General features: G+C 69.2%; 27 protein-coding genes and 3 pseudogenes. 17 read left to right on the top strand and 13 right to left on the bottom strand.

What is annotated here, in order from left to right; translation table 11 throughout:
- The first annotated feature begins 138 nt into the window (after positions 1-138).
- The 6 genes from BS83_RS11975 to BS83_RS11950 all read left to right on the top strand — a co-directional run bounded on the left by BS83_RS11975 (position 139) and on the right by BS83_RS11950 (position 3,272).
- Complete coding sequence (locus BS83_RS11975) at positions 139-459, top strand: carboxymuconolactone decarboxylase family protein (protein ID WP_037603734.1); 321 nt, start codon at positions 139-141, stop codon at positions 457-459.
- Between the two features lie 69 nt (positions 460-528).
- On the top strand, positions 529-963 hold the full coding sequence (locus BS83_RS11970) for a cupin domain-containing protein (protein ID WP_037603733.1): 435 nt from the start codon (positions 529-531) through the stop codon (positions 961-963).
- A complete protein-coding gene (locus BS83_RS11965) occupies positions 960-1,817 on the top strand; it encodes an aldo/keto reductase (protein ID WP_037603732.1) in 858 nt (285 codons plus the stop codon). The genes BS83_RS11970 and BS83_RS11965 overlap by 4 nt, the downstream gene beginning before the upstream one ends.
- 87 nt (positions 1,818-1,904) lie before the next feature.
- Positions 1,905-2,627, top strand: coding sequence for an MFS transporter (locus tag BS83_RS11960; protein WP_084713389.1), 723 nt, complete (start codon positions 1,905-1,907; stop codon positions 2,625-2,627).
- Between the two features lie 166 nt (positions 2,628-2,793).
- Complete coding sequence (locus tag BS83_RS41705; protein WP_232248229.1) at positions 2,794-3,024, top strand: helix-turn-helix domain-containing protein; 231 nt, start codon at positions 2,794-2,796, stop codon at positions 3,022-3,024.
- Positions 3,024-3,272 (top strand): hypothetical protein, encoded by a 249-nt coding sequence (locus tag BS83_RS11950; RefSeq protein WP_037603731.1) that lies wholly within the window; start codon positions 3,024-3,026, stop codon positions 3,270-3,272. Before BS83_RS41705 ends, BS83_RS11950 begins: the two co-directional genes overlap by 1 nt.
- 204 nt (positions 3,273-3,476) lie before the next feature.
- Here BS83_RS11950 and BS83_RS11945 read toward each other — a convergent pair whose 3' ends face one another.
- The 4 genes from BS83_RS11945 to BS83_RS43795 all read right to left on the bottom strand — a co-directional run bounded on the left by BS83_RS11945 (position 3,477) and on the right by BS83_RS43795 (position 5,417).
- Positions 3,477-3,779 carry a hypothetical protein gene (locus tag BS83_RS11945; protein WP_037603730.1) on the bottom strand — a complete coding sequence of 101 codons (303 nt, stop codon included), beginning with the start codon at positions 3,777-3,779 and terminating at the stop codon, positions 3,477-3,479.
- 168 nt (positions 3,780-3,947) lie between these two features.
- Positions 3,948-4,397: a pyridoxamine 5'-phosphate oxidase family protein gene (locus BS83_RS11940; RefSeq protein WP_037603729.1), complete on the bottom strand. Its 450-nt coding sequence runs from the start codon at positions 4,395-4,397 to the stop codon at positions 3,948-3,950.
- 164 nt (positions 4,398-4,561) lie between these two features.
- Entirely contained in the window at positions 4,562-5,032 is a 471-nt protein-coding gene (locus BS83_RS41700; protein ID WP_051942954.1) for an ATP-binding protein, read from the bottom strand.
- A 79-nt stretch (positions 5,033-5,111) separates the two neighbouring features.
- Positions 5,112-5,417: an STAS domain-containing protein gene (locus tag BS83_RS43795; protein WP_269664887.1), complete on the bottom strand. Its 306-nt coding sequence runs from the start codon at positions 5,415-5,417 to the stop codon at positions 5,112-5,114.
- Here BS83_RS43795 and BS83_RS47405 point away from each other — a divergent pair.
- On the top strand, positions 5,314-5,544 hold the full coding sequence (locus BS83_RS47405; RefSeq protein ID WP_232248811.1) for a hypothetical protein: 231 nt from the start codon (positions 5,314-5,316) through the stop codon (positions 5,542-5,544). The two genes, BS83_RS43795 and BS83_RS47405, sit on opposite strands and share 104 nt — an antisense overlap.
- Positions 5,545-5,799: 255 nt before the next feature.
- Here the strand turns inward: BS83_RS47405 and BS83_RS11925 are convergent, their stop codons facing one another.
- Positions 5,800-6,606: an alpha/beta fold hydrolase gene (locus tag BS83_RS11925; RefSeq protein WP_037603727.1), complete on the bottom strand. Its 807-nt coding sequence runs from the start codon at positions 6,604-6,606 to the stop codon at positions 5,800-5,802.
- 308 nt (positions 6,607-6,914) lie between these two features.
- Complete coding sequence (locus BS83_RS11920; protein ID WP_037603726.1) at positions 6,915-7,172, bottom strand: hypothetical protein; 258 nt, start codon at positions 7,170-7,172, stop codon at positions 6,915-6,917.
- Positions 7,173-7,354: 182 nt separating this feature from the next.
- Between BS83_RS11920 and BS83_RS11915 the strand changes: the two genes are divergently transcribed.
- Positions 7,355-7,783, top strand: coding sequence for a ribonuclease domain-containing protein (locus tag BS83_RS11915; RefSeq protein ID WP_037603725.1), 429 nt, complete (start codon positions 7,355-7,357; stop codon positions 7,781-7,783).
- A gap of 171 nt (positions 7,784-7,954) precedes the next feature.
- Here the strand turns inward: BS83_RS11915 and BS83_RS11910 are convergent.
- Together BS83_RS11910 and BS83_RS11905 are read right to left on the bottom strand one after the other, a co-directional pair.
- Positions 7,955-8,702 (bottom strand): annotated as a pseudogene (locus BS83_RS11910) (transposase); the annotation flags it as partial.
- A gap of 125 nt (positions 8,703-8,827) precedes the next feature.
- Complete coding sequence (locus BS83_RS11905) at positions 8,828-9,490, bottom strand: C39 family peptidase (protein ID WP_037603723.1); 663 nt, start codon at positions 9,488-9,490, stop codon at positions 8,828-8,830.
- 308 nt (positions 9,491-9,798) lie between these two features.
- On the opposite strand from BS83_RS11905, the gene BS83_RS11900 reads away from it, so the two are divergent.
- A complete protein-coding gene (locus tag BS83_RS11900; protein WP_157597135.1) occupies positions 9,799-10,359 on the top strand; it encodes a hypothetical protein in 561 nt (186 codons plus the stop codon).
- A gap of 199 nt (positions 10,360-10,558) precedes the next feature.
- Positions 10,559-10,740, top strand: a pseudogene (locus BS83_RS47400) (CGNR zinc finger domain-containing protein); the annotation flags it as partial.
- Positions 10,741-11,061: 321 nt separating this feature from the next.
- Here BS83_RS47400 and BS83_RS43780 read toward each other — a convergent pair.
- From BS83_RS43780 to BS83_RS11880, 4 genes and pseudogenes are all read right to left on the bottom strand, one after another.
- Positions 11,062-12,059 (bottom strand): annotated as a pseudogene (locus tag BS83_RS43780) (IS5 family transposase).
- 295 nt (positions 12,060-12,354) lie between these two features.
- Complete coding sequence (locus tag BS83_RS45330; protein WP_157597134.1) at positions 12,355-12,591, bottom strand: hypothetical protein; 237 nt, start codon at positions 12,589-12,591, stop codon at positions 12,355-12,357.
- Positions 12,592-12,734: 143 nt separating this feature from the next.
- Positions 12,735-12,938, bottom strand: a complete 204-nt coding sequence (locus BS83_RS11885; RefSeq protein ID WP_037603720.1) for a cold-shock protein — start codon at positions 12,936-12,938, stop codon at positions 12,735-12,737.
- Between the two features lie 748 nt (positions 12,939-13,686).
- Entirely contained in the window at positions 13,687-14,628 is a 942-nt protein-coding gene (locus BS83_RS11880; RefSeq protein WP_157597133.1) for a hypothetical protein, read from the bottom strand.
- Positions 14,629-15,286: 658 nt separating this feature from the next.
- Here BS83_RS11880 and BS83_RS11875 point away from each other — a divergent pair.
- Together BS83_RS11875 and BS83_RS11870 are read left to right on the top strand one after the other, a co-directional pair.
- Positions 15,287-16,459: a Vgb family protein gene (locus BS83_RS11875; RefSeq protein WP_157597132.1), complete on the top strand. Its 1,173-nt coding sequence runs from the start codon at positions 15,287-15,289 to the stop codon at positions 16,457-16,459.
- A gap of 265 nt (positions 16,460-16,724) precedes the next feature.
- Positions 16,725-17,825: a hypothetical protein gene (locus BS83_RS11870; RefSeq protein ID WP_037603718.1), complete on the top strand. Its 1,101-nt coding sequence runs from the start codon at positions 16,725-16,727 to the stop codon at positions 17,823-17,825.
- Between the two features lie 32 nt (positions 17,826-17,857).
- Here the strand turns inward: BS83_RS11870 and BS83_RS41695 are convergent, their stop codons facing one another.
- Positions 17,858-19,156, bottom strand: coding sequence for an autotransporter outer membrane beta-barrel domain-containing protein (locus BS83_RS41695; protein ID WP_157597131.1), 1,299 nt, complete (start codon positions 19,154-19,156; stop codon positions 17,858-17,860).
- 710 nt (positions 19,157-19,866) lie between these two features.
- Between BS83_RS41695 and BS83_RS11860 the strand changes: the two genes are divergently transcribed.
- The 5 genes from BS83_RS11860 to BS83_RS11840 all read left to right on the top strand — a co-directional run bounded on the left by BS83_RS11860 (position 19,867) and on the right by BS83_RS11840 (position 22,943).
- Positions 19,867-20,451, top strand: a complete 585-nt coding sequence (locus BS83_RS11860) for a hypothetical protein (protein ID WP_198035218.1) — start codon at positions 19,867-19,869, stop codon at positions 20,449-20,451.
- 196 nt (positions 20,452-20,647) lie between these two features.
- Positions 20,648-20,932, top strand: coding sequence for an isoamylase early set domain-containing protein (locus BS83_RS11855; RefSeq protein ID WP_332262323.1), 285 nt, complete (start codon positions 20,648-20,650; stop codon positions 20,930-20,932).
- A gap of 79 nt (positions 20,933-21,011) precedes the next feature.
- Entirely contained in the window at positions 21,012-21,347 is a 336-nt protein-coding gene (locus BS83_RS11850) for a DUF3040 domain-containing protein (RefSeq protein WP_037603716.1), read from the top strand.
- Between the two features lie 371 nt (positions 21,348-21,718).
- The gene (locus BS83_RS45325) at positions 21,719-22,186 is read left to right on the top strand and encodes a hypothetical protein (RefSeq protein ID WP_037603715.1); all 468 of its coding nucleotides are present in this window, start codon (positions 21,719-21,721) and stop codon (positions 22,184-22,186) included.
- Between the two features lie 391 nt (positions 22,187-22,577).
- A complete protein-coding gene (locus BS83_RS11840) occupies positions 22,578-22,943 on the top strand; it encodes a cupin domain-containing protein (RefSeq protein ID WP_037603714.1) in 366 nt (121 codons plus the stop codon).
- Positions 22,944-22,951: the final 8 nt, after the last annotated feature.

The following is a 22,951-nucleotide window of genomic DNA, read 5'->3' as shown; positions in this document are numbered from 1 at the left end:
CTATTTCCTCGATACCAGAGGCCGCAGGCGCCGCCCGGACCCGGCTGGTACGGGGGCTGCGGCAAGAGCCGCGGAAGCTGCGCCGACAGACCGTGGACCTACCCGGTCCAAGCCGTCCGATCAAGGAGTCACCCCGTCATGCCGAAGCAGTCCGCACCCCAGGACCTGGCCCTCATCGCCCCGAAGCTGGTCGAGGTCACCAACGAGGTCCTCTTCGGTGACGTCTGGGAGCGCCCCGGGCTCTCCCCGCGCGATCGGAGCCTGGTGACCGTGAGCGTGCTGGCGGCGCTGTACCGCAGCGAGCAGCTCGGCTACCACCTCGGGGTCGCCCTGGACAACGGGCTGAGCGTGGAGGAGCTGTCCGAGGCGATCACGCACCTGGCCTTCTACGCCGGCTGGCCCAACGCCATGACCGCGATCACGCAGCTCAAGAAGATCGCCGACGAGCGGTCCGCCTGACCCCCGGCGCAACCGACGCCACGAACTCCCGCACGCCAGGGCGTGCGGGAGCGATAAGGAGAGAACGCCATGACTGCCAGCGGATTCGATCAGATCTTCCCCCTCGGGGAGAAGAACGACGCCTTCGCGCAGTACTTCACCGGCCAGAGCTACCTGGCCCCGCTCGCCTCGGGAAGCGTTCCCGTCAGCAACGTCTCCTTCGAGCCGGGCTGCCGCAACAACTGGCACATCCACCACGGCAGCGCCGGAGGCGGGGACCAGGTCTTGCTGTGCACCGCCGGCAGCGGCTGGTACCAGGCCGACGGTGAGGCGCCCGTCAGGATGGAGCCGGGAACGGTGATCCGCGTCCCGGCGGGCACGAAGCACTGGCACGGCGCGAAGGCCGACTCGTGGTTCTCCCACATCGCCTTCATCACGCCGGGCGAGAACGTCAGCAACGAATGGCTCGAACCCGTCGCCGACGAGGCGTACCGGAACCTGCCGAAGAACGGAGCAAACGCATGAGCACCCTGAACGAGACCTACACCCTCTCCAACGATGTCGAGATCCCCAAGCTGGGCCTCGGCACCTGGTTCATCGACGACGACAAGGCCGCCGAAGCGGTCCGCGCGGCCGTTAAGATCGGGTACCGCAACATCGACACCGCCCAGGCGTACGGCAACGAGCGCGGCGTCGGCGAGGGCGTGCGCACCGCGGCAGTGCCCCGCGACGAACTGTTCGTCTCGACCAAACTTGCCGCCGAGATCAAGGACTACGACCAGGCGCTGGCCTCGATCGACGGCTCCCTGAAGAAGCTGGGCCTGGACTACGTCGACCTGATGCTGATCCACAGCCCGCAGCCCTGGGACGACTTCCGCGGCGGCGACTACGCCCAAGGCAACCGCGAGGCATGGCGTGCCCTGGAGGAGGCCCACCAGGCCGGCAAGATCCGGTCCATCGGCGTCTCCAACTTCCAGCAGCACGACCTGGAGAACATCCTTGAGGGCGCAAGCGTCGTCCCGCACGTCAACCAGCTGCTCGTGCACGCCGGCAACACCCCCTCCGAGCTGCTGGCCTACTGCGCGAGCAAGGAGATCCTGGTCGAGGCGTACTCGCCGATCGCCCACGGCGCGATCATGAAGAACGCCGAAGTCCAGGCGATGGCGCACAAGTACGGCGTCTCCGTCCCGCAGCTGTGCATCCGCTACACCCTGCAGTTGGGCACCGTGTCGCTGCCCAAGACGGCCAACCCCGAGCACATGCGCTCCAACGCCGAGGTCGATTTCCAGATCTCCGGCGATGACATGAACGTCCTGCGCGACCTGCGCGACGTGGACTACGGCGAGCACAGCGCCTTCCCCGTCTACAGCGGCAAATGACGGCCGGCCGGCGCCGTCTCGCGCCGGCACCGGCCCGATCGCAACCGTGCTGAGCCCTGCCCCACCCCAACCCGAGGAGCTGCCGCCATGCACCGCACCGCGCTCACCCGCCCCGACGCCGCGCCGGCCGCGCCGGCCACGCCGGGTGGTGCCGGTGCGGCGCGGGCGGCGGCGGTGCTGGGCTTCTTCGTCATCACCTTCGACGCCGTCGTCGTCAACGTGGCCCTGCCCTCCATCCGGCGCGACGTCGGCGGCGGCATCACCGGCCTGCAGTGGGTCGTCGACGGCTACACCCTGATGTTCGCCGCGCTGCTGCTGTCCGCCGGCTCCCTGGCCGACCGGATCGGCGCCCGCCGCGCCTTGGCCGCGGGCATGACGGTGTTCGCCGCCGCATCGGCCGCCTGCGGCCTCGCCCCCACCCTCGGCACCCTGGTCGCCGCCCGCTTCGTCCAAGGGGCGGCGGCCGCGGTGATGATGCCGGCCTCCATGGCCCTGATCGGCCACGCCTACCCGGAGGCCCGCAGCCGGGCACGGGCCGTGGCGATCTGGGCCATGGGCGGCGCCGTGGCGTCCTCCTCGGCCCCGGTCCTCGGCGGACTGCTCACCCAGCTGTCCTGGCGGTGGATCTTCTTCATCAATCTGCCCGTCGCCGCGGCGGCCCTGCTGCTGCTCGTCCGCACCCCGCGTTCGCCCCACCGGCGCGTCCCGCTCGACTGGACCGGGCAGGCCACCGCGGTGGTGGCGATGGGCGCCTTGCCCCCGCCGCCTACGCCTACCAAACTCGTGTACAAGTGCTGTCGGTTCTCGTGAACATAGCCACCCGCGCGCGGCGAATCCAGGTGGGGGGCAGTGGGGAAGCCACAATGAGCAGGTGCGCACAGATCTCCCCACCCGTCTCCTGCGGCATGCTCTCGCCGCTCGGGGCATCGGGGCCATGCCGGAGCAGAGGGATCCAGGAGAGTCCGGCGGCCCGAGCGTGGGTGCGCTGCTGGCGCGCGAGCGTGCCAGCCTCGGCCTGACCCAGGTACAGCTGGCGAAGCGCGCTGGGATGACTCAGGCGGCCGTGTCGCGTAGCGAGACCGGTAGTTCCTCGCCCGGCATGCGCAGCCTCCAGCGGCTCGCCGCTGCCCTGGGCCTGGGGTTCACCCTGGTTTTGCAACGCGGCGACCAGGCCATCTGCGAGGTCGCCGGAGGCGGGCCGTCGTGATGGATGCCGGCGATGTGCTCGGACGCGACGCCGTCCGCCTGGACGCGACCGCTCGCTCGTTCGGGTGGCGGGTTTACTGGGAGAAGGATGGCGGCGCCCTCATCTCCAAGGGCCCCTGGACCTTGCTCGCCCGGTTCGACCACGACGGCGCGTTCCGCTTCGCCCGGGCCCGCGGCCCCGGTGCCGGTGGAAGCGAACTGACGCTCACCCAGGTCGTCGACACCCTCGAACACTGGACCACCCCGTAACAGGGCTCACCACTCCACTGCCCGCTGGCGGGCCTTTCGCTCCGCGCTGATCCGCGCCGCAGCCCGGGCAGCGTTCCGGCAGGCGCGACCCTGCCCCGGCCCCAGGAGCCCGCACACGGTGCGGAGCATGCGCACCAGCGAACCGATCAGGAACACGGAAATACCCCGCGCAGCGGGGCAGGGCGGCGAGCCACCCCACACCGGTCAGCTTGCGGCGCCGGTGACGCCGGGGGCGATGAAGCGGCGGTGCATCGGGCGGAAGCTGGTCTGCGGCTCGCCCTCGATGCCGGCTTCCTTGATCGCGGCGGCGAGCCGGTCGGCGAAGAACCCCTCGAAGTGGGCCTGCGAGTCCCACACATCGGTCACGTGCAAGGCGCCGCCCTCGAAGGAACACACGTGCAGGTGCGCCCCGTCCGGCGTGTCCTGCTCCCAGCGGACCAGGTCACGCACCTGGTCGTACTGCTTCGGCGTCACGCCGTCCCAGCGCATCGTCATCACAACAGCCATGTCGCACAATCTCCCTTCGTTGGGGCCCGGACGGCCCCCAACCAGCAGACCGCCCCACACCGCGCCCCGCACGCCGGAGCACTCCGTTCGCGTCCATCGGCCACCGGCACCCGGCCAAAGCAGGCAGCCGGGCCTGCGGAATCCGCGGCACTTGCGGCACCGGAGCATTCAGGCGGGAGAGGGCTCGGTGCCGGGGAGACGGAAGCCGGTGATCAATTCCGGGTGGATGCGGACGGTACAGTCCATCGTCCGATCCACCCAGGGGCGCAGCAGTGTGCGGTAGCGCTCGTTCTCGGCCGGGTCGGTGACCAGGTGGGCGTAGCCGGTCACGATCACGCTCCAGCCGGTGTGGGTGTCCGGGTCGATCTGGTCAGCCTCGTAGGCGACCACGACGCCGTCCAAGGCCTGCTGGGTGGCGGTGGCCAGAGCAGCGCTCTCGTGGGTGCGGATGATGACGTCGCCCTCCTCTACGAGATGGTTGACGGGGCGGATCGCGGGAAGCGCATCGCGGGTGAACACCACCCGGCCCAGACCGACGCTGCCCAGCAGGCCCATCGCCTCGGCAGGATCGAGGGGCCGCATCGCACGCGGCTGGCCGTGTCGGCCGCGGTCTTCCATGCGCGTCATGATCAGACCCGGGGCTGTCGCGTGTCCAGGGCCATCCGGCCCTGATCAGGCCGTTTTTCAGCACGGGAGGCAGGGCGGCATTCGCCCGCCGGCGGTCACGGCGGCTTCGCTTGGCGGCCCGACCGCACCGGGCAAGCGCACCAGCGATGTGGGTCTCATCGGTACAGGTGGCCGTAGCGTGGGGTGCGGACCGAGACGTCGGCCCAGACCGTCTTACCGTCGCCGTACCGGGTGCTGCCCCACACAGATAGCCGGGACAGGATGTGCAGGCCATGACCCCCTGCCTGGTCTGGCCGGTGGGGCAGGGCGGGCCGTGGCAGGCGGCCCGGGGCGGCGTCGGCCACGGTGATCCGCAGGCGCTGGTCGGTGGGGTCGAGGTCCAGGCGCAGCTCGCGTGCGCCCCCGGCGTGCTGTTCGGCGTTGTCCAGCAGTTCGGTGGCACACAGCAGCGCATCTTCGGCGCGTTCTTCGTCGCCGCCGATCTCGGGTGAGCCCAGGTGCCATTCGGCCAGCGTCTGCCGCACGTACTCCATGCCCCGCGTCACGGCCAGCGCACGGTCACCGTCGGTGAGGAAGCGGATCCGGCGGTGGAAGAAGGACGGCGGGTAAGGGGCCGGGGCGCTCATGGGAGGGTCCAGGGCGATCGTTCCGGAGGGTCGCTGCGCGCCTGCCCGCTCAACCCGGCTCCACACCTTGGCGTTGCGATCACTGGCGGCCGAGGTCGTCGACCGCGAGCTCGTAGTGCGGGTAGATGTGGAACAGCTGCTCCGCGGCGGTCAGCTCCAGCAGCCGCTCGACCCGCCGGCTGGGCGCGATCACGGCCAGCGGCACGCGTTCCTGCTCGGCCAGCGCCCGCACCCCCAGCAGCATGTTCAACCCGGCCGACCCGCAGAACCGTACGTCCCGCATGTCCACACAGACCACCCCCGGCCGCGACCCGACCGCCCGCCACAACGCCACGCCAGCGGTCGAGCAGGTGTCCGAGTCCAGATCCCCGACCAGCGAGCACACCACCGCGCCCGGTACCGGCCGGCACTCCACCTTCAACGAGGACGGCAGCCCGGAACCCGCCAGAGGATCGACTCCACCCATCGGCCACTCCGAAATCCACGACGTGACGGCCACGTCCAGGCTATGACCGCGCGCGCCACAGACCCAGACACAGGCGACGGCCCGCAACCGCGACCCTGCGCCCACCACCGACGACCGTGACGGCCAGCGGCCTGCCAAGGAGCCGGAGCCCCTTGGCTGCGGGGATTTGCCACTACCGGTCCCACATGTGTGCGGTCTCTGGAGTCGACAGCGGCTCTTGCGCGGGCCCTTGGGGGCGATCCAGACAGGCCGGTGAACTTGGCGCTGGGGGAACCACTGGTTCGCCAATGCCCCGACGGTCTCAGGCGAAGAACGCGGCCAGGATGTCGGCCAGCGCTGCCGGGCTCTGCAGGATGGTGTGGTCCTCGCCGGGCATGAGGGTAAGGACGGCTCCGGGGACGGCCTTGGCGACGGTCTTGGTGGCTGCGGCGAGGCCCGGTGAGGTCTGGTCCCCGTAGATGGCGAGCAGGGGGAGGGTGAGCGCTGCGAGGCGGTCGGACGGCAGCAGCTGCCAGGGGGCGCTGACCAGGACGTCGTAGGGGAGACTCGGCGCTTTGTCGGCCAGAAAGGCCCAGGCGGGCCCGGCCTTCATCTCGGCGACGGCGTCGGCGGGGACGCCGATCACCTCACCGAGGAACATGACCGCCGCGCCGTCCCGGTCACCGGCCGCGACCAGGGCCTTGAGCCGCTCGTAGACCGCCTCGTCGGCGTGCGGCAGACTCTCGTCCGCCCGGAAGGACGGCTCGTACACGGCGATCCGGTCCATGGGCAGACCGTGCATCGCGCCTTCGAGCGCGAGGGCGGCGCCGGACGAATGGCCGAACACCGAAGCCCGCCCGCCGACGTGGCCTAGGACGGCGGCCAGGTCGTCGACCTCGTTGGCGACCAGGTACTCGCTCGCCCTATCGTCACTGGCACCGCGCCCACGCCGGTCGTACGTCACGACAGTGAAGCGCCCCGCGAGCTCCGCTCCCAGCTGGGCGACGGTGCTCCGGTCGTTGAACGCGCCACCGATCAGAACCACGGGCACGCCGTCACCAACGGCGTCCACGACCAGGGAGGTGCCGTCCTTCGTGGTGATGCTCGTGGTCGTCAAGTCCGCGGTCATGATGCCACCCCAATCTCGGATTCAGTCGGGCGAGCCACCGCCGCCACCGAGGCCAAGACCCGACGCCACCGAGGGCATGCGGAGGAAGACTCCCCCACGTGCATGGGTCCCAGCCTGGCCTCTCGCCACTTGTTCGGCAGCTCGCCACGCCGGTTTGCCCGCTGACCCCAGCCGGTGGTCAGTCGGGGCCACGGTGGATCACCATCAGTGAGCGCTTCATCACCCCCGCACGCCCCAAGGGCACGGCCGCAGGTGCGGTTGTCGCGCACCAGCCAGAACACCGCGGAACCATCGCGGATGTCCCTGCGTCAGACCGCCGTCAGTGCCTTCCGGGCCGCCTTGATCCAGCGCTTCAGGTCACCGGTGGACACCATCGCAGGCTTCTTCGCCAGCACCGACCGGCTTGCAAGGATCCCGGCCACCTCCTCGCCATGCTGCCTCTGCCAGCGCTTCAACCGCACCGGGTCCACCACGTGCTTCGCCTTGAGATGATGCAACCCCTCCAAACGCGCAGCCAGGTCGAGGAACTCCCCCTCCAGCCGTTCCCTGTCCGCCTCCGCTGCCACGTCTCACTCCGTCGAATGGTCGCTACCCCGCACCCACCAGCATGCCCGCCTGCCATGACACCCGGCGACGCGCGGCTAAAGTCACGCGCCCCCGGACGGTGCATGCCCAAACCGGGCTACAGCCTGCCCGGATGCCGACGTGGCGCTGCGTGACCCCAGCGGTTAAAGATCGTTGGCTGTGCATGACCACCACTGCAAAGCGGCTCCTGGCCGCCGTCGCCCTGGCCGGGGCAGCCCTCGCCTGCACCGGCCCAGCCCACGCTGACGCGACCGCGAACGGGGCTGCCACACAGGCGCGGTCCGGCTCTAACGTGGCCGGCTCCGTGCGCGCCGCAGTCCCGGACCGGGCGTGGCAGACGTTGAAGGTTATCGACGCGGGCCAGTGGCCGCCGAACGACGACTCCGGCACCAAGGGCGGCACCACCTGGCCGAACAAGGACGGGCTGCTGCCCCACACCGACAGCGAAGGCCACCCGATCCACTACCTGAAGTGGGACGTCAACCGCAAACAGCCCGGACAGCCCCGCGATGCGGAGCGGATCGTCACCGGAGACGACGGAAGCGCCTGGTACACCCCCGACCGGTTCCACACCTTCGAGCGCATGCGCTGAACCCGACCGGCAGCACTCATCACCGTCGCTGAAGCTTCATCACGTTCGCGCGAGATCACCCGGCACTGACGCCCACGGGCCAGCAGCAGGTCCGTGCCGATGACGCCGAGCGCGGTGATCCGGGCGCTGTAGAATCAAGCCCGAGGTCACCAGCGGGGCCCCGTCGTCGGATTAGCCGACCAGGGCCAGCCCGGTGCCGGCGAGGCAGCCGTCGATGAGGTCCGGCCGGTACTGGACTCGGCCCAATCCACGCCGCAGGGCACGCATCAGGTGAGCCGGATCGGTGAAGGCCGTGTTGGCCTGGCAGCGGCACCGGAGCAGGGACCAGATCCCTTCGGCCGGGTTGAGCTGCGGTGCGTAGGCCGGAAGGTAGTGGACGGTGATCCAGTCCTGGGCGTCGATGAACTCGCGTAAGCGGCGGTCCCTGTGGACGTTGAGGTTGTCCCAGACCAGGACGATCGGCTTGCCGAGTTGATGGTGGGCGGCGACCAGCAGGTCGCGGTAGTCCGTCCAGGCGAAGCTGCGCCGCCCGCCGGTTTTGTGGTCCAGGTGGACCATCGGCCGGTAAATCAGCCGCGAGCGCTCACCCGACTTGTAGCAGGCCAGGGCAGCAATGGAAATCCGGCGCTGGGAACGCCCGCAGACGCGGACGACCGGCGTGACGCCGCGGCGGGACCGGCCTCGTCCTCGAAGACGAGGTAGGCGTCGAGCGCCGCCGCGGTGCTTCCACGGACGGCCAGGACTCTTTCACCCATCCGGCCACGGCCGCATCGTCCCGCTCGACCGCGCGCCGGGCCGGGACCTGGTGACTGCACCCGTGGCGCCGCAGCATCTGCGAGATGCCCGAGATTGAGAACGATTCGTGGAACCGCCGCCCGATCAGCGTCTTGATCCGAGCCAGGGTCCTGGTCTGGTCCGGCCTGGAGTTGCTCCGCTTTGACGGACACCGTTGGTGTACTGGTCGATCAGAAGCCCAGTAGCCGTGCTGATCGGGTCGGCAGCAGTGGATTACAGCGTGGCGAGGTCCCGGGCTCCGTCCCCGCGTCAGCGGACCACGACGGCCATGTCCCCGAATGTGGCGTAGCCGTGGGTGAAGGCTCCCAATCCAATGCGATACCGCCCGCGGTAGGGGTCATTGACCCATACCGTGTCGCCGCTGAAGCCCGTCACCGTAACGGCGTGCTCGACGGGGCCGGCGTAGGGAACCGAGTTGCCGTCCCACGCCCGGTACCAGTGGACCTTGTGATACTGCCATCGGAAGTCGGTCCAGATTACGGCGAGATGTCCGGCTGCGATCAGCACTCGGAGCTGGGCGGGGGTCAGGCCACCCCCTTCCGCCAGCACGGTCAGGCCGTAAGAGCGGGCAGCCCGGGCGACTGGCGGAGCGTAGACGCCGTAGCCGGTCCCCTTGTGCTCCGAGCCGTTCGGGTCGCCCACGAAAGCCCGAAATGGGTCCCCCGACCGCAGACCGGAATGCCCGAATTCCGGGTGTACCCGGTCAACACCGATCCGGGAGAGAATCCCAAGATCCTCCGCTGTGACGCCCCGGGCAGCCAGAACCATGCGCAATGCTGCGGCCTCGCAGTCACTGCGCAGCTGTTGATGGAACCACGGCATCGCTTCGGCTGCAGCAGCGACACGTGTGGTGGCGTGCGAGGGGAGCACAGCCAGATCAAGAGCGGTCATCACGGTCAATACGGCGGCCATCAGCCGCGCCTTACATTTCATGAATGCCGACTCTAGGCGTTTCGACCAGCGATTCAGCATTCGCACGCAGGAAAATCGGCGAAATTGGTCAGCGGTTGCACCGAGCGGAGCGATGCTTCGTGGGACGGACTTGGACGGGGCGTCGCCACTCCAGCCGGCTGGGAGCGGGGGCTCTGAAACGGGCAGGTGGGGAACATAGTTGAGCACGATTGGGGAGTTTCGGTGGGCACGCCTCCCGGAGGGTCACCAGCCAGCGCAACCGTCGTTGGAAGCGATGTCCGGTCGCGCAGCGGAGAATGGAGGATTTGATGAAGCGAATGCAAGTGTGCACGGCGCGGGGCAGTGTTTTGGCCGCGGTGACGACCCTGATCCTGGTGGGCGTTGGCGGTCACGCGGATGCTGCGGGAAATAGCGTGGTGACGGTCAAGGGCGACCAGTCGCCCAAGAGCGGTTTCTCCTGGGCCCGGTGCCCCGTCGGCACGCAACTGATCGGTGGAGGCTACGTCGCCGGCGGGCCGCAAGCGCCCGCGAACATCAGCGCCCCGTCGGTCTCGCATCCTGGCGCGTGGGCGGCACAGGCGACCTACTCGTCTGTGCGGGCCTACGCCCTGTGCGACAAGAAGTCCGCGCCCACCAGCGCGGTTGTGGGAGATCTCGTGACAGACGGCGGGATCTCCTACGCGCAGTGCCCGGCGGACACCGAACTGATCGGTGGAGGCTACGCCACCCGCTTCGGTTACAGCGGAATCCACCGGACCAGCGATGCGATCGAGGCAAGTGCTCCGTCGTTCGCCCATCCCGGAGCCTGGGCCGCCAAATCGTCCAGCGGGACCGTGGTCGCCTACGCGCTCTGCCGCGCCGAGCGCTGAGCAGGCAAAAGTTGGGCCGACTCCCGGACGGCGGAGTCGGCTCGCCGCCCCACCTCCGCCAGCCGGACGCCGAGGTTGGACCGGGAGACGGCGAAGTCGGGTTCGCCGCGGTGCCGGGGGCCGCGTCGACTGGCAGCGGTCCGTGCTGCAGGAGGTCGACGAGGGCGCGGGAGGGGTACGGGAGCGCGGCGGTGGCGCCGATAGTGCCGCAGCCGCCCTCAACCGCCTCCTGCAGGACTACACCGGACCGCTCCACCTGAAACCTCGCACGGCGGCAGCACCTCCCGGCATCCCCACCTTGACCGCGACGACAACGCACCCTGGGACGAATGGCTCCTCGCCTCGTCCTGCATGGCCCCGACCGTCCTCGTCTGGGATCGATGAAGAGTCCCTTTTCTGGGTGTTCGTCGAAGTCCCGGAACCGTTCAGGGTGTGCGGGTCCGGGACTTCGACGTGCCAGCACGCGCTTGCGGTGCAGACACACTTTGACTCACGATCCGGCAGACGGTTGGACGACGACGCCGACGACCACCGGAATTCCCCAGGCACATCGCTTCCCGGGTCAGCGGCCAGGCCGGGTTCCAGAGGCTCCGTCTCGGCAACCTAAGTCGACCTGGAGGGGGAGCAGCCCGCCGCATAGCGTGGGATGGGGAATTTCAAGGAACCCTGCCGAGGCCGGCTAGGGCCTGTTTGGAGTCGCGATCATGTGGCGGGGCGGAGGCTGCGCATCCAGATGATGGATCCGCGCAGTTGAAGCCCCGCCATGTAGCTCTCGGGCGTCTTGTCGTAGCGGGTTGCCAAGCCTCGCCAAGCCCGGATCTTGTTGATGCAGCGCTCCACCGTGTTGCGGTCCTTGTACTGGTCGGCGTCGTGCGAGACCGGTCGCCCGCCGGCGCTTCCGCGCTTCTTGCGGTTCGCGGCCTGGTCAGCCTTTTCCGGGATCACTGCCTTGATACCGCGTCTGCGCAGGTAGGCCCGGTTGGCCCGCGACGAGTACGCCTTATCGGCGGCCACCGCATCGGGTCTGGTCCGCGGACGGCCGACGGGCCCGCACACCCTGATCTCCTCCAGCACGGCGACGAACCGAGGGCTGTCGGCGGCCTGCCCGGGCGTCAGCACGAAGGCCAACGGGCGACAGCGAAGGTCTGCCGCAAGATGAACCTTGCTGGTCAGTCCGCCACGAGAACGCCCGAGCGCCGCTGCCTTGAGTCGGGCACGGCGGCGCCGACGTAACTTCCGGCGCTCAGCCCGCTTCGTCTCCAGCTCTGCTGATGTCGTGGTCACCGGGGCGGTTTGCCCGGTTTCCGATGCCCCTTTTCCTCCGCTGCGGCCTCTTCCAACGCCGCCAGCACCTCGGGGTCGACCACCATCCCCGCCGCGTCGTGATGCGCGCGAGCCACGGTCGAATCCACGCTGACCAGCGACATGTCCGCCTGACCGCGCCGGGCGGCCTCCGTGATCATCGCCTTCATCAGCGCGGCGAACACACCCGCGTCACGCCACTGGGCGAAGCGGTCGTAGACCGTCTGCCAGGCACCGAACTCCGTCGGCATCTCCCGCCACTGGCCACCGCTGCGGAACTTCCAGATGACGCCCTCGAACTGGTCACGAAGCCGCTGCGGATACGGGCCGAACCGGCCGATGGGCAGGAAAGGCTCGACCAACTCCCACTCGCTGTCGCTCAGTTCGCGTCGCGTCACAGGAGCGTTCTACCAGCCCGGCCCAGCTCGCGAGGGCGAACCGAGCAAGACTGATCACAACTCCAGACAGGCCCTAACCCCGACCGGACAGGGCCTGTCAGAGCAGATCAAGAACTTGCTGCGTCAGCGATCGACTCTCGTGCGCGAGTTCACGGGCTCAAGACTGTGACGTCTTGGTTCGACCTCGAAGGCGCCTACCCGAAGGCCATGCAGAAGGCAGGCCCGAGTGTTAGTCGGGTTTGTCCCGACCTGTGCCTGCCTCCCCGGCTGGGAGCGCAAAGTCGTGCGGCGACCTCTAGACCTTGAGGTACACGCGCTGAAGGGCTTCGTCGACGGGTGTTCCGGCGGGTGCCCGGTCGAGGGCGCTGAAGACTGCGGCAAGGAACTTCGTCTCGAACTCGGGTAAGTCCTGGCTGCTCTGGGCCGCGAGATTGACGAGTGCTTGGACGAGTGGTCCGTCGGGGTCGATGCCGAGTTGCCGCGCTGTTTGGGCGGCCCACTGTCGGCAGGCGTCACTTCTCTGATCATTCATGGCGGGTGATTGCCCAACTGCGGGCGGGGCAGGCCAGGGCGACGGATATGTCAGCCCAACGAGTGAGGCCCCGCTGCTCCCGAGGCCGGGGAGCGGGGCCGTTGGCGCCTTGGAGAGCTCTTGAGCCTCCGGCGTTGCCGAAGTCAGGCGGGTGTGACGTTCTCGGCCTGGGGACCCTTCGGGCCCTGGGTGACGTCGAAGTTTACCTGCTGGTTCTCCTGCAGCTCTTTGAAGCCGCTGCTGTTGATCGCGGAGTAGTGGACGAAGATGTCCGGGCCGCCGCCGTCCTGGGCAATGAAACCGAAGCCCTTCTCGGCATTGAACCACTTCACAGTTCCGGTTGCCATGATCGTTCTCCCGTTCGGGACAGAGGAGCCGGAAGTACTCCCGACCCCTGGACGGGTCGCGTCCCCGAACAGCAGCAACGGGTGAAGCGCTAGCGCGGACAGCGAATGCCGGTGATCACGTTACCGGCAGACTGCGGTCCGTGACGGCACTCGGCCGGCTTCTTGCTACCGGACGGGGCCGAGGGCTGCTGCTCGTCTTCCTGAGGGCCATTCCGGTCGCGCCGGGCTTCGACGAAGTGGGGGAGGTCCTGGGCTGGGAGCTCTCGACTGCGCTGACGCGGAGCTGGACCCGTGGTCCGGGAACTGGATGGGCTCGCAGCGGGTAGGCGGTCCTGGCACCGCGCTCCGGCTGCGACATCCTGCTGTGCAACGAGCTGCGCCCGATGACATGCTGCTCGCCGACAGCGGCGGTCTCTCCTGGCGCCCGGTCGGTTCGGAGAAGTCCCGGGCACGGATGGCCGCTTGGTCGACGTGAACGGACGGCTGGTGCGGTGCCCGAGCAGACAGCGAAGGCAAGAGCGCAAGGCCGCAGTGGAGTTCGTCCCCAACGTGATAAGCAGCGCGCAGACCAGCCCGGGGGCAGGCCCCCATGACTGTCGCTGCGGGTTGCGGTTGCTCATGTTCGTCCGCTCCGCCGCGCCCGGCGGTGTGCAAGGCCGACTGCGTCACGCGAGCGTAGCTCATCCCGCACCCGCCAGTTGAGCCCAAACCCGGCGCGCCTGCGCGCCAGTAATGTCCGTTGTTGCCCTCAGGACGCCATTGAGTCGATCTTCTCCAAGGCCTTCCTCGTGACCACGGCCGGGTCGGGGAGCTTGCTGACGCTGCTCGGAGGGGCCAGGAAGGTCATGAAGACCAACGAGCTCCCGTCCTGGGCGACCACCAGGTCACCTTGGACGGCGGTCGACTTGGCGCTCCACGCTGTGGCGTTCGTGAAACCCGGCACGCCCATCGCTTGGGTGATGTCCTGCGGTGTCGAAATGGAGATGACGACGGAGCTGCCGTCGCTGGCGTAGAGGTGTCCGCTGGAGCACTGCAGGCCTTTCTTGGCCGTGTTCAGTGCGCTGGTGGCTTGGGCAGCGCTGGCGTAGCTCTTGAACTCCTCCACGAACTCCGCCTGTAGGGCGCTGTCGACAATGGTCCGGCCTGCGACGAAGGATGGCGGGACCTGCTGGTCCAGCGTCGGACTGCCGGCCGGCGCGCAGGGCAGGGGAGCGGTGTTCTTGGTGTACTGGGCTTCGGTGAAACCCGCGCCGACGTCCTGGGGTGTCAGCAAGGCCGCGGTCGCCTGCGGACTGGACAGGGTCGTGGTGGGAGTAGCCGAGTCGGCGGCACTCGTGCCGCTGGCAGCCGCACTGCCCGCGCCGACAGCGTTGGAGGTCGAACTCGAGCTGCACCCGGAGGCCAGGGCAAGGCAGGTGAGGACCAGGGCGCCCATCCTTGCTCCGCGGTGGCGAGGCTGTCCCAGCGTGCTCTGCCCGCCGCCATTCACCACTGCTTCGATCCTGTCCATGAGGGCCTCCGATCCGGTTGTGCCTGCCCGCGGCGAGTTCTTCTTAGCGAGGCCGCTCACTTCGCCCGACGAGCCTCGCCGCAGGTAGGACCATTCGGGCGTCCCGGTATGCGCGTTCGTGTGAACCGTCAGGGAGGCAATGCGGAGGGGGCGGTGGAGGTCTGCCGGACGAGCGGTCACCCGCACTCCTGGAGCGGATGCTCGAGCGCGGCCGGTCGGGTGGTGACGTGGACCAGGGCGTCATGCCTCCGCCGCGCGGGATGATCGCGCCGGCGGGCAGGGCGTCCGTCCAAGGCGGCCTGGATGGTGGTGCGGGACCGATGGCAATCCGAGGGGCGCGTCGCCGACGTCGGCCGCCGCTGACCCGCAACACCGAACGGCCTGAGAATCCGCCGAAGGCGACGCCCGGGGCCAGCCCAGAAGCGAGCGGGCGCTCCCTTACGGCCGGGCCATGGCCGGCCGCGTCCGAACTCGCTGCGCAGCTCCGGTGCCGTGCGGCGCCCGGACCGACCATGGGTGGCTCGGTGCGGAGCCGGTAGCGGTGCCGGCTGACCGGGAGCACGAAGTTTGTGAACTCTGCTGTCTGGCAACGGGCTTCACGCCGAGCCCCTTTGGCCTGTCGCAGTGTCCTTCGCCAACTTGAGTTAGCGGATGGGTAATTGCGGCGAGCTTCCCCGGCTGTGACGTTCTCGGCGTGGTGAAGTTGTGCGTCAAACGGCCTAGGCCGGGCGTTGGCGAGAGCATGGGGCGAGAACCTGGTCTTCTGCTGCTTCTCAACTTGGAAGGCCTGTTCATGCGTCATCCTGTGCCCCGTTTCACCCGCCTGCTGGTGGCCGTGGTGTCCATCGCGGTCGGCGTGCCCGCTAGCGCCAGCGCCATGGCGATCCCAGGTGCGTTCGGATCGCCGGCGCCGCACCACCATCGCCATCATGGGAGGCTGCCCCTCCCGGCGATGAGGATCTGCGAGTACCTTCACGCCCACAAGCACAGCCACACGTGTACGGGCCCGCGCCCCAAGGGCACGCAGCCGGCAGGCACACGCCCGGTGACACAGGTGAAGCCGAAGGGTCCGGCGGTGATGCTGCCGCTGCAGCGAAAGGCGGTGCAGCGGCAGTACTCCTCGATCACCGCGTACACGACGCCCACCAGCGGGTCGGGCCCCTCCGGCATTACCGAGGGCCCCGATGGCGCGATGTGGTTCACCGAGAACAGCGCCGACAAGATTGGAAGGGTGACCACGGACGGCACCTTCACCGTGTACTCGACGCCCAGCAGCGATTCCCAGCTCGCGGACATCGCGGTGGGCTTGGACGGCAACCTGTGGGCTGTCGAGCACAACACCGACAAGATCGCCAAGATCACCACGTCGGGCGCGATCACCGAGTACTCGCTGCCCACCGCGGGCGCTCATCCCTGGGGCATCGCGGCAGGCTCGGACGGCAACCTGTGGTTCACCGAGACCGATGGCAACGCGATCGGCAAGATCACTGCGTCTGGCACCGTCACCGAGTATCCGCTGCCCACCACCGGGGCTTTCCCCATCACCATCACCGCGGGCCCCGATGGCGCCTTGTGGTTCACCGAGGCGTTCGCCGGCAACATCGGACGCATCGACACCGACGGCACGATCACCGAAACCGCCGCTCCCACCGCCGGCAGCGGATACTCGGTGCCGATCGGCATCACCACCGGGGCCGACGGCAACCTGTGGTTCACCGACGAGGGCACCGACCAGGTCGACTCCCTGACTCCGGCAGGCACCTTCAGCCAGTACCCCGCTGGGGATGACGAGACCGGACTGTGGGGCATCACATCGGGCCCGGACGGCAACGTGTGGTTCACCGGACAGAACAGCAACTCGGTCGGTGACGTCACCGTCGACGGCACGGTCACCATGACCTCCCTGCCGGGCACCGACAACGTCCCGTGGGAGTTGGCCACCGGGCCCGACAACGACCTCTGGCTTACCGAGTACGCCACGGACCAGGTCTCCAAGCTGACGTTGCCTTAGCCGGACCGACGCCTGCCCCGGCCCATCCTACGCGGCCGGGGCTCGCAATCGCCGCACCACCACCAGGGCACGGGCCTGGGGGCCGCCTAGAACACGGCAGCCCAGACGCAGACCCACGCAGCCCCACCACCGGCGGCTCACCGGGAGTACCCGAGACGAACTTTGCAGCCTGGAACCCCGAACTCGTCACCGCGATCCCAGCCGGGCGCGGTGAACGCCCCCACCCGGACGGTGACCCATTCGACCGCACAGTCTGGCCCGCTTCATGGGCACGGCCGCCTCAGTGCTCGCGCTGGCCCTCAGCGCGAGCAGCGCAGCCGCAGGCACCCACGCCAACACGCCGTCCTCCGACGGTCAGGGCAGCATCGGCCTCAAGCTGCTGGACGCGCCGCTGGAACGCGAAGCCGACCCACGCGCGCACATGTACATCGTGGACCACCTCGCGCCAGGCAGCCTCATCCACCGACGCGTGCAGGTGACGAACACCTCCGATGTGGACCAACGTGTCGACCTCTACGCGGCCTCCGCGGAGATCAACAGCGGAAGCTTCGCCATCGAAGCCGACCGCACCCCCAACGAGCTCACGACCTGGATCTCGGTGGACGACTGCGTTTCGGACGCGGACGTGACCGACGGGGCCACGGACTGCGGCACGCCCCAGACCCACGACTCCACCCGGCCGTCCACCGGGCCGTCGACCGGGCCGGCCAACGCCGTGCGCGAGGTGCCGGCCCACGGTGCGGCCGTGGTCCGCGTAACGGTCCGGGTACCGCCGAAGGCATCCGCCGGTGAACGGTACGCCGTCTTGTGGGCGCAGGTCGCCGGCCCGGCCGACCGGACTTCGAACGTTCGCCTGGTCAGCCGGGTGGGCGTCCGGCTTTACCTCGACATCGGCCCCGGCGGGGACCCGCCGTCCGACTTCCGGATCGAGGAGCTCACGCCCGCGCGCTCGTCCGACGGCACCCCGCGTGTGGTGGCCAAGGTCCGCAACACTGGCAAGCGTGCCCTGGACCTGACTGGGTCGATGTCGCTGGCCGACGGGCCGGGATCTCTCAGCGCCGGTCCCTTCGCGGCCGATCTCGGCACCACACTCGGCATCGGTGACACCGAGCCGGTCACCGTCCCCCTGGATCGACGGATCCCCAACGGCCCATGGAAGGCCCGCCTCACCCTGGCCAGTGGACTGATCCACCGCACCGTCATGGCCACCCTCACCTTCCCCGGCGACGCCGGGGCCGGCGCATCGGTCACACCGACCGCTGGGGATTCCGCCTCCATGACGGCGACCCTCATCGTCGGCCTGTCATTGCTCTTCCTGCTGGCCGTCTTCGGCTACAGAACGGCCCGCCGCAGGCGGGTCGGCTGAACCCAGCCCACGCCGGCATGCGTGGGCTGGGTTCAGGCGACGGAGTTGGTGACGGTGCCCGTGTAGGTGCCCGCCACCGCCGAGGCGGGGATAGTGACCACCACCGTGGGAGTCCAGCTCGTGGAGTTGTTCCCGTTGCCGCTCGAGCTGAAGGCGGTGACCGGACTACCGAGCGGCTGCTCGGCCGAGGCGCTGCCCTGGCCCGGCGTGACCGTCACCGTGCCGTTCGTGGTTGTCGCGGCCCCGGACCAGTAGGAGACCTGCCCCGCGCTGATGGTTTCGGCCGCCGTGCCGCCGCCGGTGGTGAAGTTCGTGGCGACCACGCTCGCCGTCCACGTGCTGGTGGACAGCCCTCGTTGGTCCGAGACGGTCACCTGGCCGACCGTCGCGCTCACGGTGCCCTTCGGTGACGCGGCGCCGAGGCCCATGGTCGCCGGAATGCTGATCGACAAGGTGCCCGTGGTCGGGATGACGCTGAGCTGGGTACTGTTGCTGCCGCCGACTTCGACCGTGTCCGCGACGGCGCGGGTAAAGCTGGCTTTGCCTCCTGAGGAGGCGCTGAACTTCCCCGACGCGGTGTAGACGGCGCCCCCGCCAGTGAGCCATGAGCCGTTTCCCGAGACCGTGACGGTCGCGGTGTTGTTGCGGTCGGCGATGAACGTCATGCCGGTGAAGTCGCCCGTGGTCGGTGCGCTGAGGGTGGACTTGCCTCCGCCCTGGTCGGTGAAGAACGCCCCGCTGGTGGACGCCGCGCACGCCGTCGGGTAGCTCGGGCAGGCAAGGTAGATCGTCACCCCGGAGCCGGTCAGCTTGCCGCCTGAGATGGTCACACCCGTGGTGACGACGTACGTGCCGGGATTGAGCGTGAGCGTGCCGCCTGCGGACGAGATGCTGGTATACACCCCCGGATTGATCGTCTGGCTTCCGGTGAGATGGCTGACGGTGGGGAACGGCGGGGTTGGTGTCGTGGGGCAGGCCGACGCGGCCGGGCACTGTGCCAGGGCGGCATAGGGATCGGTGCCGGCGGGCTGGCTGACGGGAGCCGGACTGTAGGCGCCTCCGTTGGAGGTGGCGAACCCGGCTGGTGCGGCCGGTCCGCCGATGGTGCCGCCGGTCGCGGTGATCGTGGTGGTGCCGCTGACGAGAGCGGCCTGACTGTTCGTCGAGTCGACCAGGATGCTGCCGTTGACCTGGACGCTGCCGGGGTGGACGTACAGCGCGTCCGCGGCGCTCGCGTCCAGGACGCACAGGGCCGCCGTACACGCCGTCGCGGCGTGGGCGCTCCCTGCCGGACCGGCCACGATCCAGGCCAGCACGGTTACCAGACCCATGACCAGGGCACGGGCCCCGCGTGACAGGCGGCGCTGATCGCGGACCTGCACACCCCCGATCAGCTGGCCGCGACCTGGAACCCCGACGGCGCCAGAACGGGCCGCCGGCCCACCGGCCGGCCCCTGACTCACCGTCACCAGACCCCCACGACCTGCCCGGACAATCCCCGAAAATCCGGTAGCCCGCGCCGCCATACCCACCGTCCTCAGCATGAATCCGGACCGTATCAAACCGCCCGGATTCGATACGAATATCCCGCAGGGAGACGCCCGGTCAATATGCCCTGGTTCTGGCTGAAGACCCCTTTGGCGCCTGGCGTCACTCTTTGCGCCGAGCAGTGGGCAAAAGGTGTGGACGGGCGCCCCCTCCGCCTCGACCCGGCGCCGTTGCGGGGGAGATGAGTGGGCGAAGGGCCGCAAAGATCAACCTGCCAGGAGGCGATGGCACCGCGACTGTTCTGCTCAACCTTCGGACGGAGCCCTGGAGAAGGCTCATTGTTGAATTGCCGATTAAGTGGGGAATTCTGCTGGCCTGGGGAATTTCCATGATTGCCGCCCGTGACTCCGGCCCGGAGGCCACAGAGCCTCACTATTTCGGCGCAGCATTGCGTGGCTGACCATGTCTGTCGTCCCTAGGGTCGACTAGAAATGTTCTTGCCGCTTGATTGGTGGCCACGGACAGGCAGATGCGTCGCGGGTCGGGTTCCGTGGTGGGCCAGGTCCAGGCCATACCGGAGGAGGAGTTTTCCATGCGACCAGGTATGCCCGTGGCTGCGGCCGTCGGTGTGCTGCTGGTGGGTGCGTCCGCCGCGCCCTCGAATGCGGCCAGCAGCGGAGGAACCACCACCACCTTCACTGTGTCCGGGGGCGCGCTCGGGATCACCATCCCGGCAAGTGCGGCCCTCGGCACCAGCACCCCGGGCGGAACGGTCAGCGCGCAGCTGGGTGCGGTCTCGGTCAGCGACAACCGGGCCCTGCTGACGGCGGCTTGGACGACTTCGGTGACCTCTTCCAGTTTCACCACCGGCGGAGGCACGTCTGCCGAGACGATCCCCGCCGCCGGTGTGTCGTACTGGTCCGGTGTCGCCACGGCGACCAGTGGGGTCGGTACGTTCACCCCAGGACAAGCCACCGCTTTGGTCGCGGCGACCTTGGACACGTCCCGCACTGCCTACACCCTGACCGTCGGTGTGGGTGACAACTCCGCCACGTGGAATCCGACGCTCGTTGTTGCCCTGCCGGCCGCGGCCGTGGGCGGCACCTACACGGGCACAGTCACCCACTCCGTGGCATGACCGGGTCCGCCAGCTGCTCGTGCTCGGCTGACCCTCGTGGATCTTCCACAAGCTCTCCTCGAAGGCAGGCCGCCAGTACGCCGGGGGCCGGCAACGTGATCGTCTGGTCGTCGGTGGCCGGGTGGCTGCTGCAAGAGCACTTCGCCACCGCTCCCGACGCTCCTCTCTCCCCGCAGTTCTCCCCAACCACACACTCTTGGAGCTGTTCATGCTGGAGCGCGAGTCCGTCAAGCAGGGCACGAAGGTCACCTTCGTGCTGCCCGGCACCGACCCGGGCGCGGTAAGCGTCGTCGGCGACTTCAACGACTGGACCCCCGGTGCCCACCCCTTCCGGCCACGAAAGGACGGCAGCCGCGCCGTGGCCGCCGTCCTGCCCGCCGGCCAGACCACCGCGTTCCGGTACCTCGCCGAGGGCGGCCACTGGTTCGACGACGAGAGCGCGGACCACCACGACGGCCAAAACGGCCACATCCGCACCTGACACATCGCACCACGCCGTGTGTGCGCCGCCACCGCGGGCAGAGACCATGTAAGAGAGCGGCGCAGATGGGAGGCGCGTGATGCTGTCTATCCATAACCGGCGGGAATTGGCCGGCATCGAGGAGCAACTTGCCGCCCAGCAACCCGACCTGGCGCGGCTCCTGGAGGGGTTCGACCAGTGGGCGCCGCGGCGGCACCGGACACGGCACTGGGCCGTGCTATGGGCGTGGGCCGTCGGGTGGGTCGCGCTGGCGCTGGCGTTCGCCGTGCACAGCGCGGCCGTGCTGCTGCTCGCGGTGCTGCTCCTGGCCTCCAGTGGCCTCGCTGCGGCCGTGCTAACGCTCCTGAGGCGGGTGCGGCGCCGTGTGCGCGCCCGCGAGGCGGCCGCCGGGCGGGCTGAGCCCGCCGCCTCGTGAACCCCGCCCAGGGCGCCGCGACTCCTGCCGAACCCGGGCACCTCGGTCGCCCCGTCGTCACCGCGCCCGAGGTATCCCGGGCGCTCACGACACCATCGCGTCCCCATTGCCGCGCGGCCCGCGCGAGACGGGGCTCCTACCGAGACCTCTGGAGGCCGCCGAGTGATCCGCCTACCCGGCCACCGCGAGCAGGGCTATGCCCTCCTCGGCACTCCCATGGCTGGTCTATCGGGTCCCTGCGAAGCGGGGAGCCGTGAGCCCGACGAGAACGAGCCCACCGCACCTGTGCCGGAACAGGCCCGGCCCGCCGCCCCGAACGACGGAAGAGAGCGATGACGTCCCGGGCCGAGGCCAGCCCCCCACGTGGAAGCGTGGGCCTGGCCGGGCGCATCACCGCGGTCATGGTCTGGCACGGCCGCACCGTACGGCCAACCCTGATCGCCGAGCTTCCCGCAGACCCCGGTCCACGGGACCAGGCGGGCACTGCAGCACCCGACCCTCAGCTCTCCTTGTTGCACAGTGAGGGCTTCGCCTGGTCCTGCGACCTGCACGAGGTCCCGGGAGCGGCACCGGGATGGTCGGTCCATCTCGTCCCGCGCTCATCCACCGCCGCACACGCAGAGATCATTCAGGACGGCGCCGTTGTCTCGACGGACACCGTGGCGCTCCCGCCTGGGTTCCTGGACGCCGCCGAGGGCCTGGGCTGGCTGGTGCTGTACTGCGGCGACGTTGGCCTGCCGGACATCCCCGGCGAAGATCAGGCTGCCCGGCTCGCCGCCTTGAACACCGCGGCGGCGACAGGCCGGGTAGCCGGCGCCAGCGTCGCGGTACGCACCTGACGCCCGCGCCAACGGGTCTCCTTCAACGGTGGCGGCTTCCGCGGCTTCGAGTCGGACGACTTCGTACCGACCCCGGCAAGCGCAGAGGCCCCGCTAGGGCCGCCGGTGGACACCCTCGCATGACTGATCAGGATCTCGGTGCGGTGGGCGGGCTCGGCGAAGAGGAGGGACAACGGGTCGGGCTCGGAGGGGATACTCACGCCCGGGATGCTGGTCCGCGGCCCTTCGGCCGGTAGAACGGGATGACTTGATCGGCGCTGTGGGCCACTTGGGTGGGGGAGCGTGGGGAAGTCGTGCGTCGGCGTGGACGTAGGGCTGCGTGTGGTGTGCCCTGAAAGCGGAGCCGCTGAGTAGCGGAATTGTCAGTGCCGAAGAAGTGGGAGCGTGAGAGATGGCTGGTCTGGTCCGTATGAGCCTTGATTCGCCCGAGGAGGTCCGCCCGTTCGAGGAGGGCAAGGGCAAGCTCGAACTGGTCAATCTCGATGAAGGGCCGGTGGGCCGGGCAACGTTCGAACCAGGATGGCAGTGGTCCAAGCACGTCAAGCCCATCGCCCAGACCGAGAGCTGCCAGGCCGCTCACATGGGCTACTTCATTTCCGGCCGCATGAAGATCGTCATGGACGGCGGCGAGGAAATGGAATACGGGCCGGGCGACTTCATGGTCTGCCCCCCTGGGCACGATGCGTGGATCGTTGGTGATGAGCCCTGTGTCGTGATCGACTGGCAGGGCTTCGCGGACTACGCCAAACGAGCCTGACGGCAACG

The organism is Streptacidiphilus rugosus AM-16 (assembly GCF_000744655.1).
Classification (GTDB): domain Bacteria; phylum Actinomycetota; class Actinomycetes; order Streptomycetales; family Streptomycetaceae; genus Streptacidiphilus; species Streptacidiphilus rugosus.
This window is presented reverse-complemented; position numbering and strand designations above follow the sequence as displayed.

What these genes read in the sequence shown, in the direction of transcription:
- BS83_RS11960 (WP_084713389.1), top strand. Translation starts at nt 1,905, where the DNA reads ATGCACCGCACCGCGCTCACCCGCCCCGACGCCGCGCCGGCCGCGCCG.
- BS83_RS11975 (WP_037603734.1), top strand. Translation starts at nt 139, where the DNA reads ATGCCGAAGCAGTCCGCACCCCAGGACCTGGCCCTCATCGCCCCGAAG.
- BS83_RS11905 (WP_037603723.1), bottom strand. Translation starts at nt 9,490, where the DNA reads ATGGCCGCCGTATTGACCGTGATGACCGCTCTTGATCTGGCTGTGCTC.
- BS83_RS41700 (WP_051942954.1), bottom strand. Translation starts at nt 5,032, where the DNA reads ATGAGCGCCCCGGCCCCTTACCCGCCGTCCTTCTTCCACCGCCGGATC.
- BS83_RS11840 (WP_037603714.1), top strand. Translation starts at nt 22,578, where the DNA reads ATGGCTGGTCTGGTCCGTATGAGCCTTGATTCGCCCGAGGAGGTCCGC.
- BS83_RS11850 (WP_037603716.1), top strand. Translation starts at nt 21,012, where the DNA reads ATGCTGTCTATCCATAACCGGCGGGAATTGGCCGGCATCGAGGAGCAA.
- BS83_RS11970 (WP_037603733.1), top strand. Translation starts at nt 529, where the DNA reads ATGACTGCCAGCGGATTCGATCAGATCTTCCCCCTCGGGGAGAAGAAC.
- BS83_RS11915 (WP_037603725.1), top strand. Translation starts at nt 7,355, where the DNA reads ATGACCACCACTGCAAAGCGGCTCCTGGCCGCCGTCGCCCTGGCCGGG.
- BS83_RS11900 (WP_157597135.1), top strand. Translation starts at nt 9,799, where the DNA reads ATGAAGCGAATGCAAGTGTGCACGGCGCGGGGCAGTGTTTTGGCCGCG.
- BS83_RS11870 (WP_037603718.1), top strand. Translation starts at nt 16,725, where the DNA reads ATGGGCACGGCCGCCTCAGTGCTCGCGCTGGCCCTCAGCGCGAGCAGC.
- BS83_RS47405 (WP_232248811.1), top strand. Translation starts at nt 5,314, where the DNA reads ATGTCCACACAGACCACCCCCGGCCGCGACCCGACCGCCCGCCACAAC.
- BS83_RS41695 (WP_157597131.1), bottom strand. Translation starts at nt 19,156, where the DNA reads ATGGGTCTGGTAACCGTGCTGGCCTGGATCGTGGCCGGTCCGGCAGGG.
- BS83_RS45330 (WP_157597134.1), bottom strand. Translation starts at nt 12,591, where the DNA reads ATGAATGATCAGAGAAGTGACGCCTGCCGACAGTGGGCCGCCCAAACA.
- BS83_RS11945 (WP_037603730.1), bottom strand. Translation starts at nt 3,779, where the DNA reads ATGGCTGTTGTGATGACGATGCGCTGGGACGGCGTGACGCCGAAGCAG.
- BS83_RS11950 (WP_037603731.1), top strand. Translation starts at nt 3,024, where the DNA reads ATGGATGCCGGCGATGTGCTCGGACGCGACGCCGTCCGCCTGGACGCG.
- BS83_RS11940 (WP_037603729.1), bottom strand. Translation starts at nt 4,397, where the DNA reads ATGGAAGACCGCGGCCGACACGGCCAGCCGCGTGCGATGCGGCCCCTC.
- BS83_RS11885 (WP_037603720.1), bottom strand. Translation starts at nt 12,938, where the DNA reads ATGGCAACCGGAACTGTGAAGTGGTTCAATGCCGAGAAGGGCTTCGGT.
- BS83_RS11965 (WP_037603732.1), top strand. Translation starts at nt 960, where the DNA reads ATGAGCACCCTGAACGAGACCTACACCCTCTCCAACGATGTCGAGATC.
- BS83_RS11925 (WP_037603727.1), bottom strand. Translation starts at nt 6,606, where the DNA reads ATGACCGCGGACTTGACGACCACGAGCATCACCACGAAGGACGGCACC.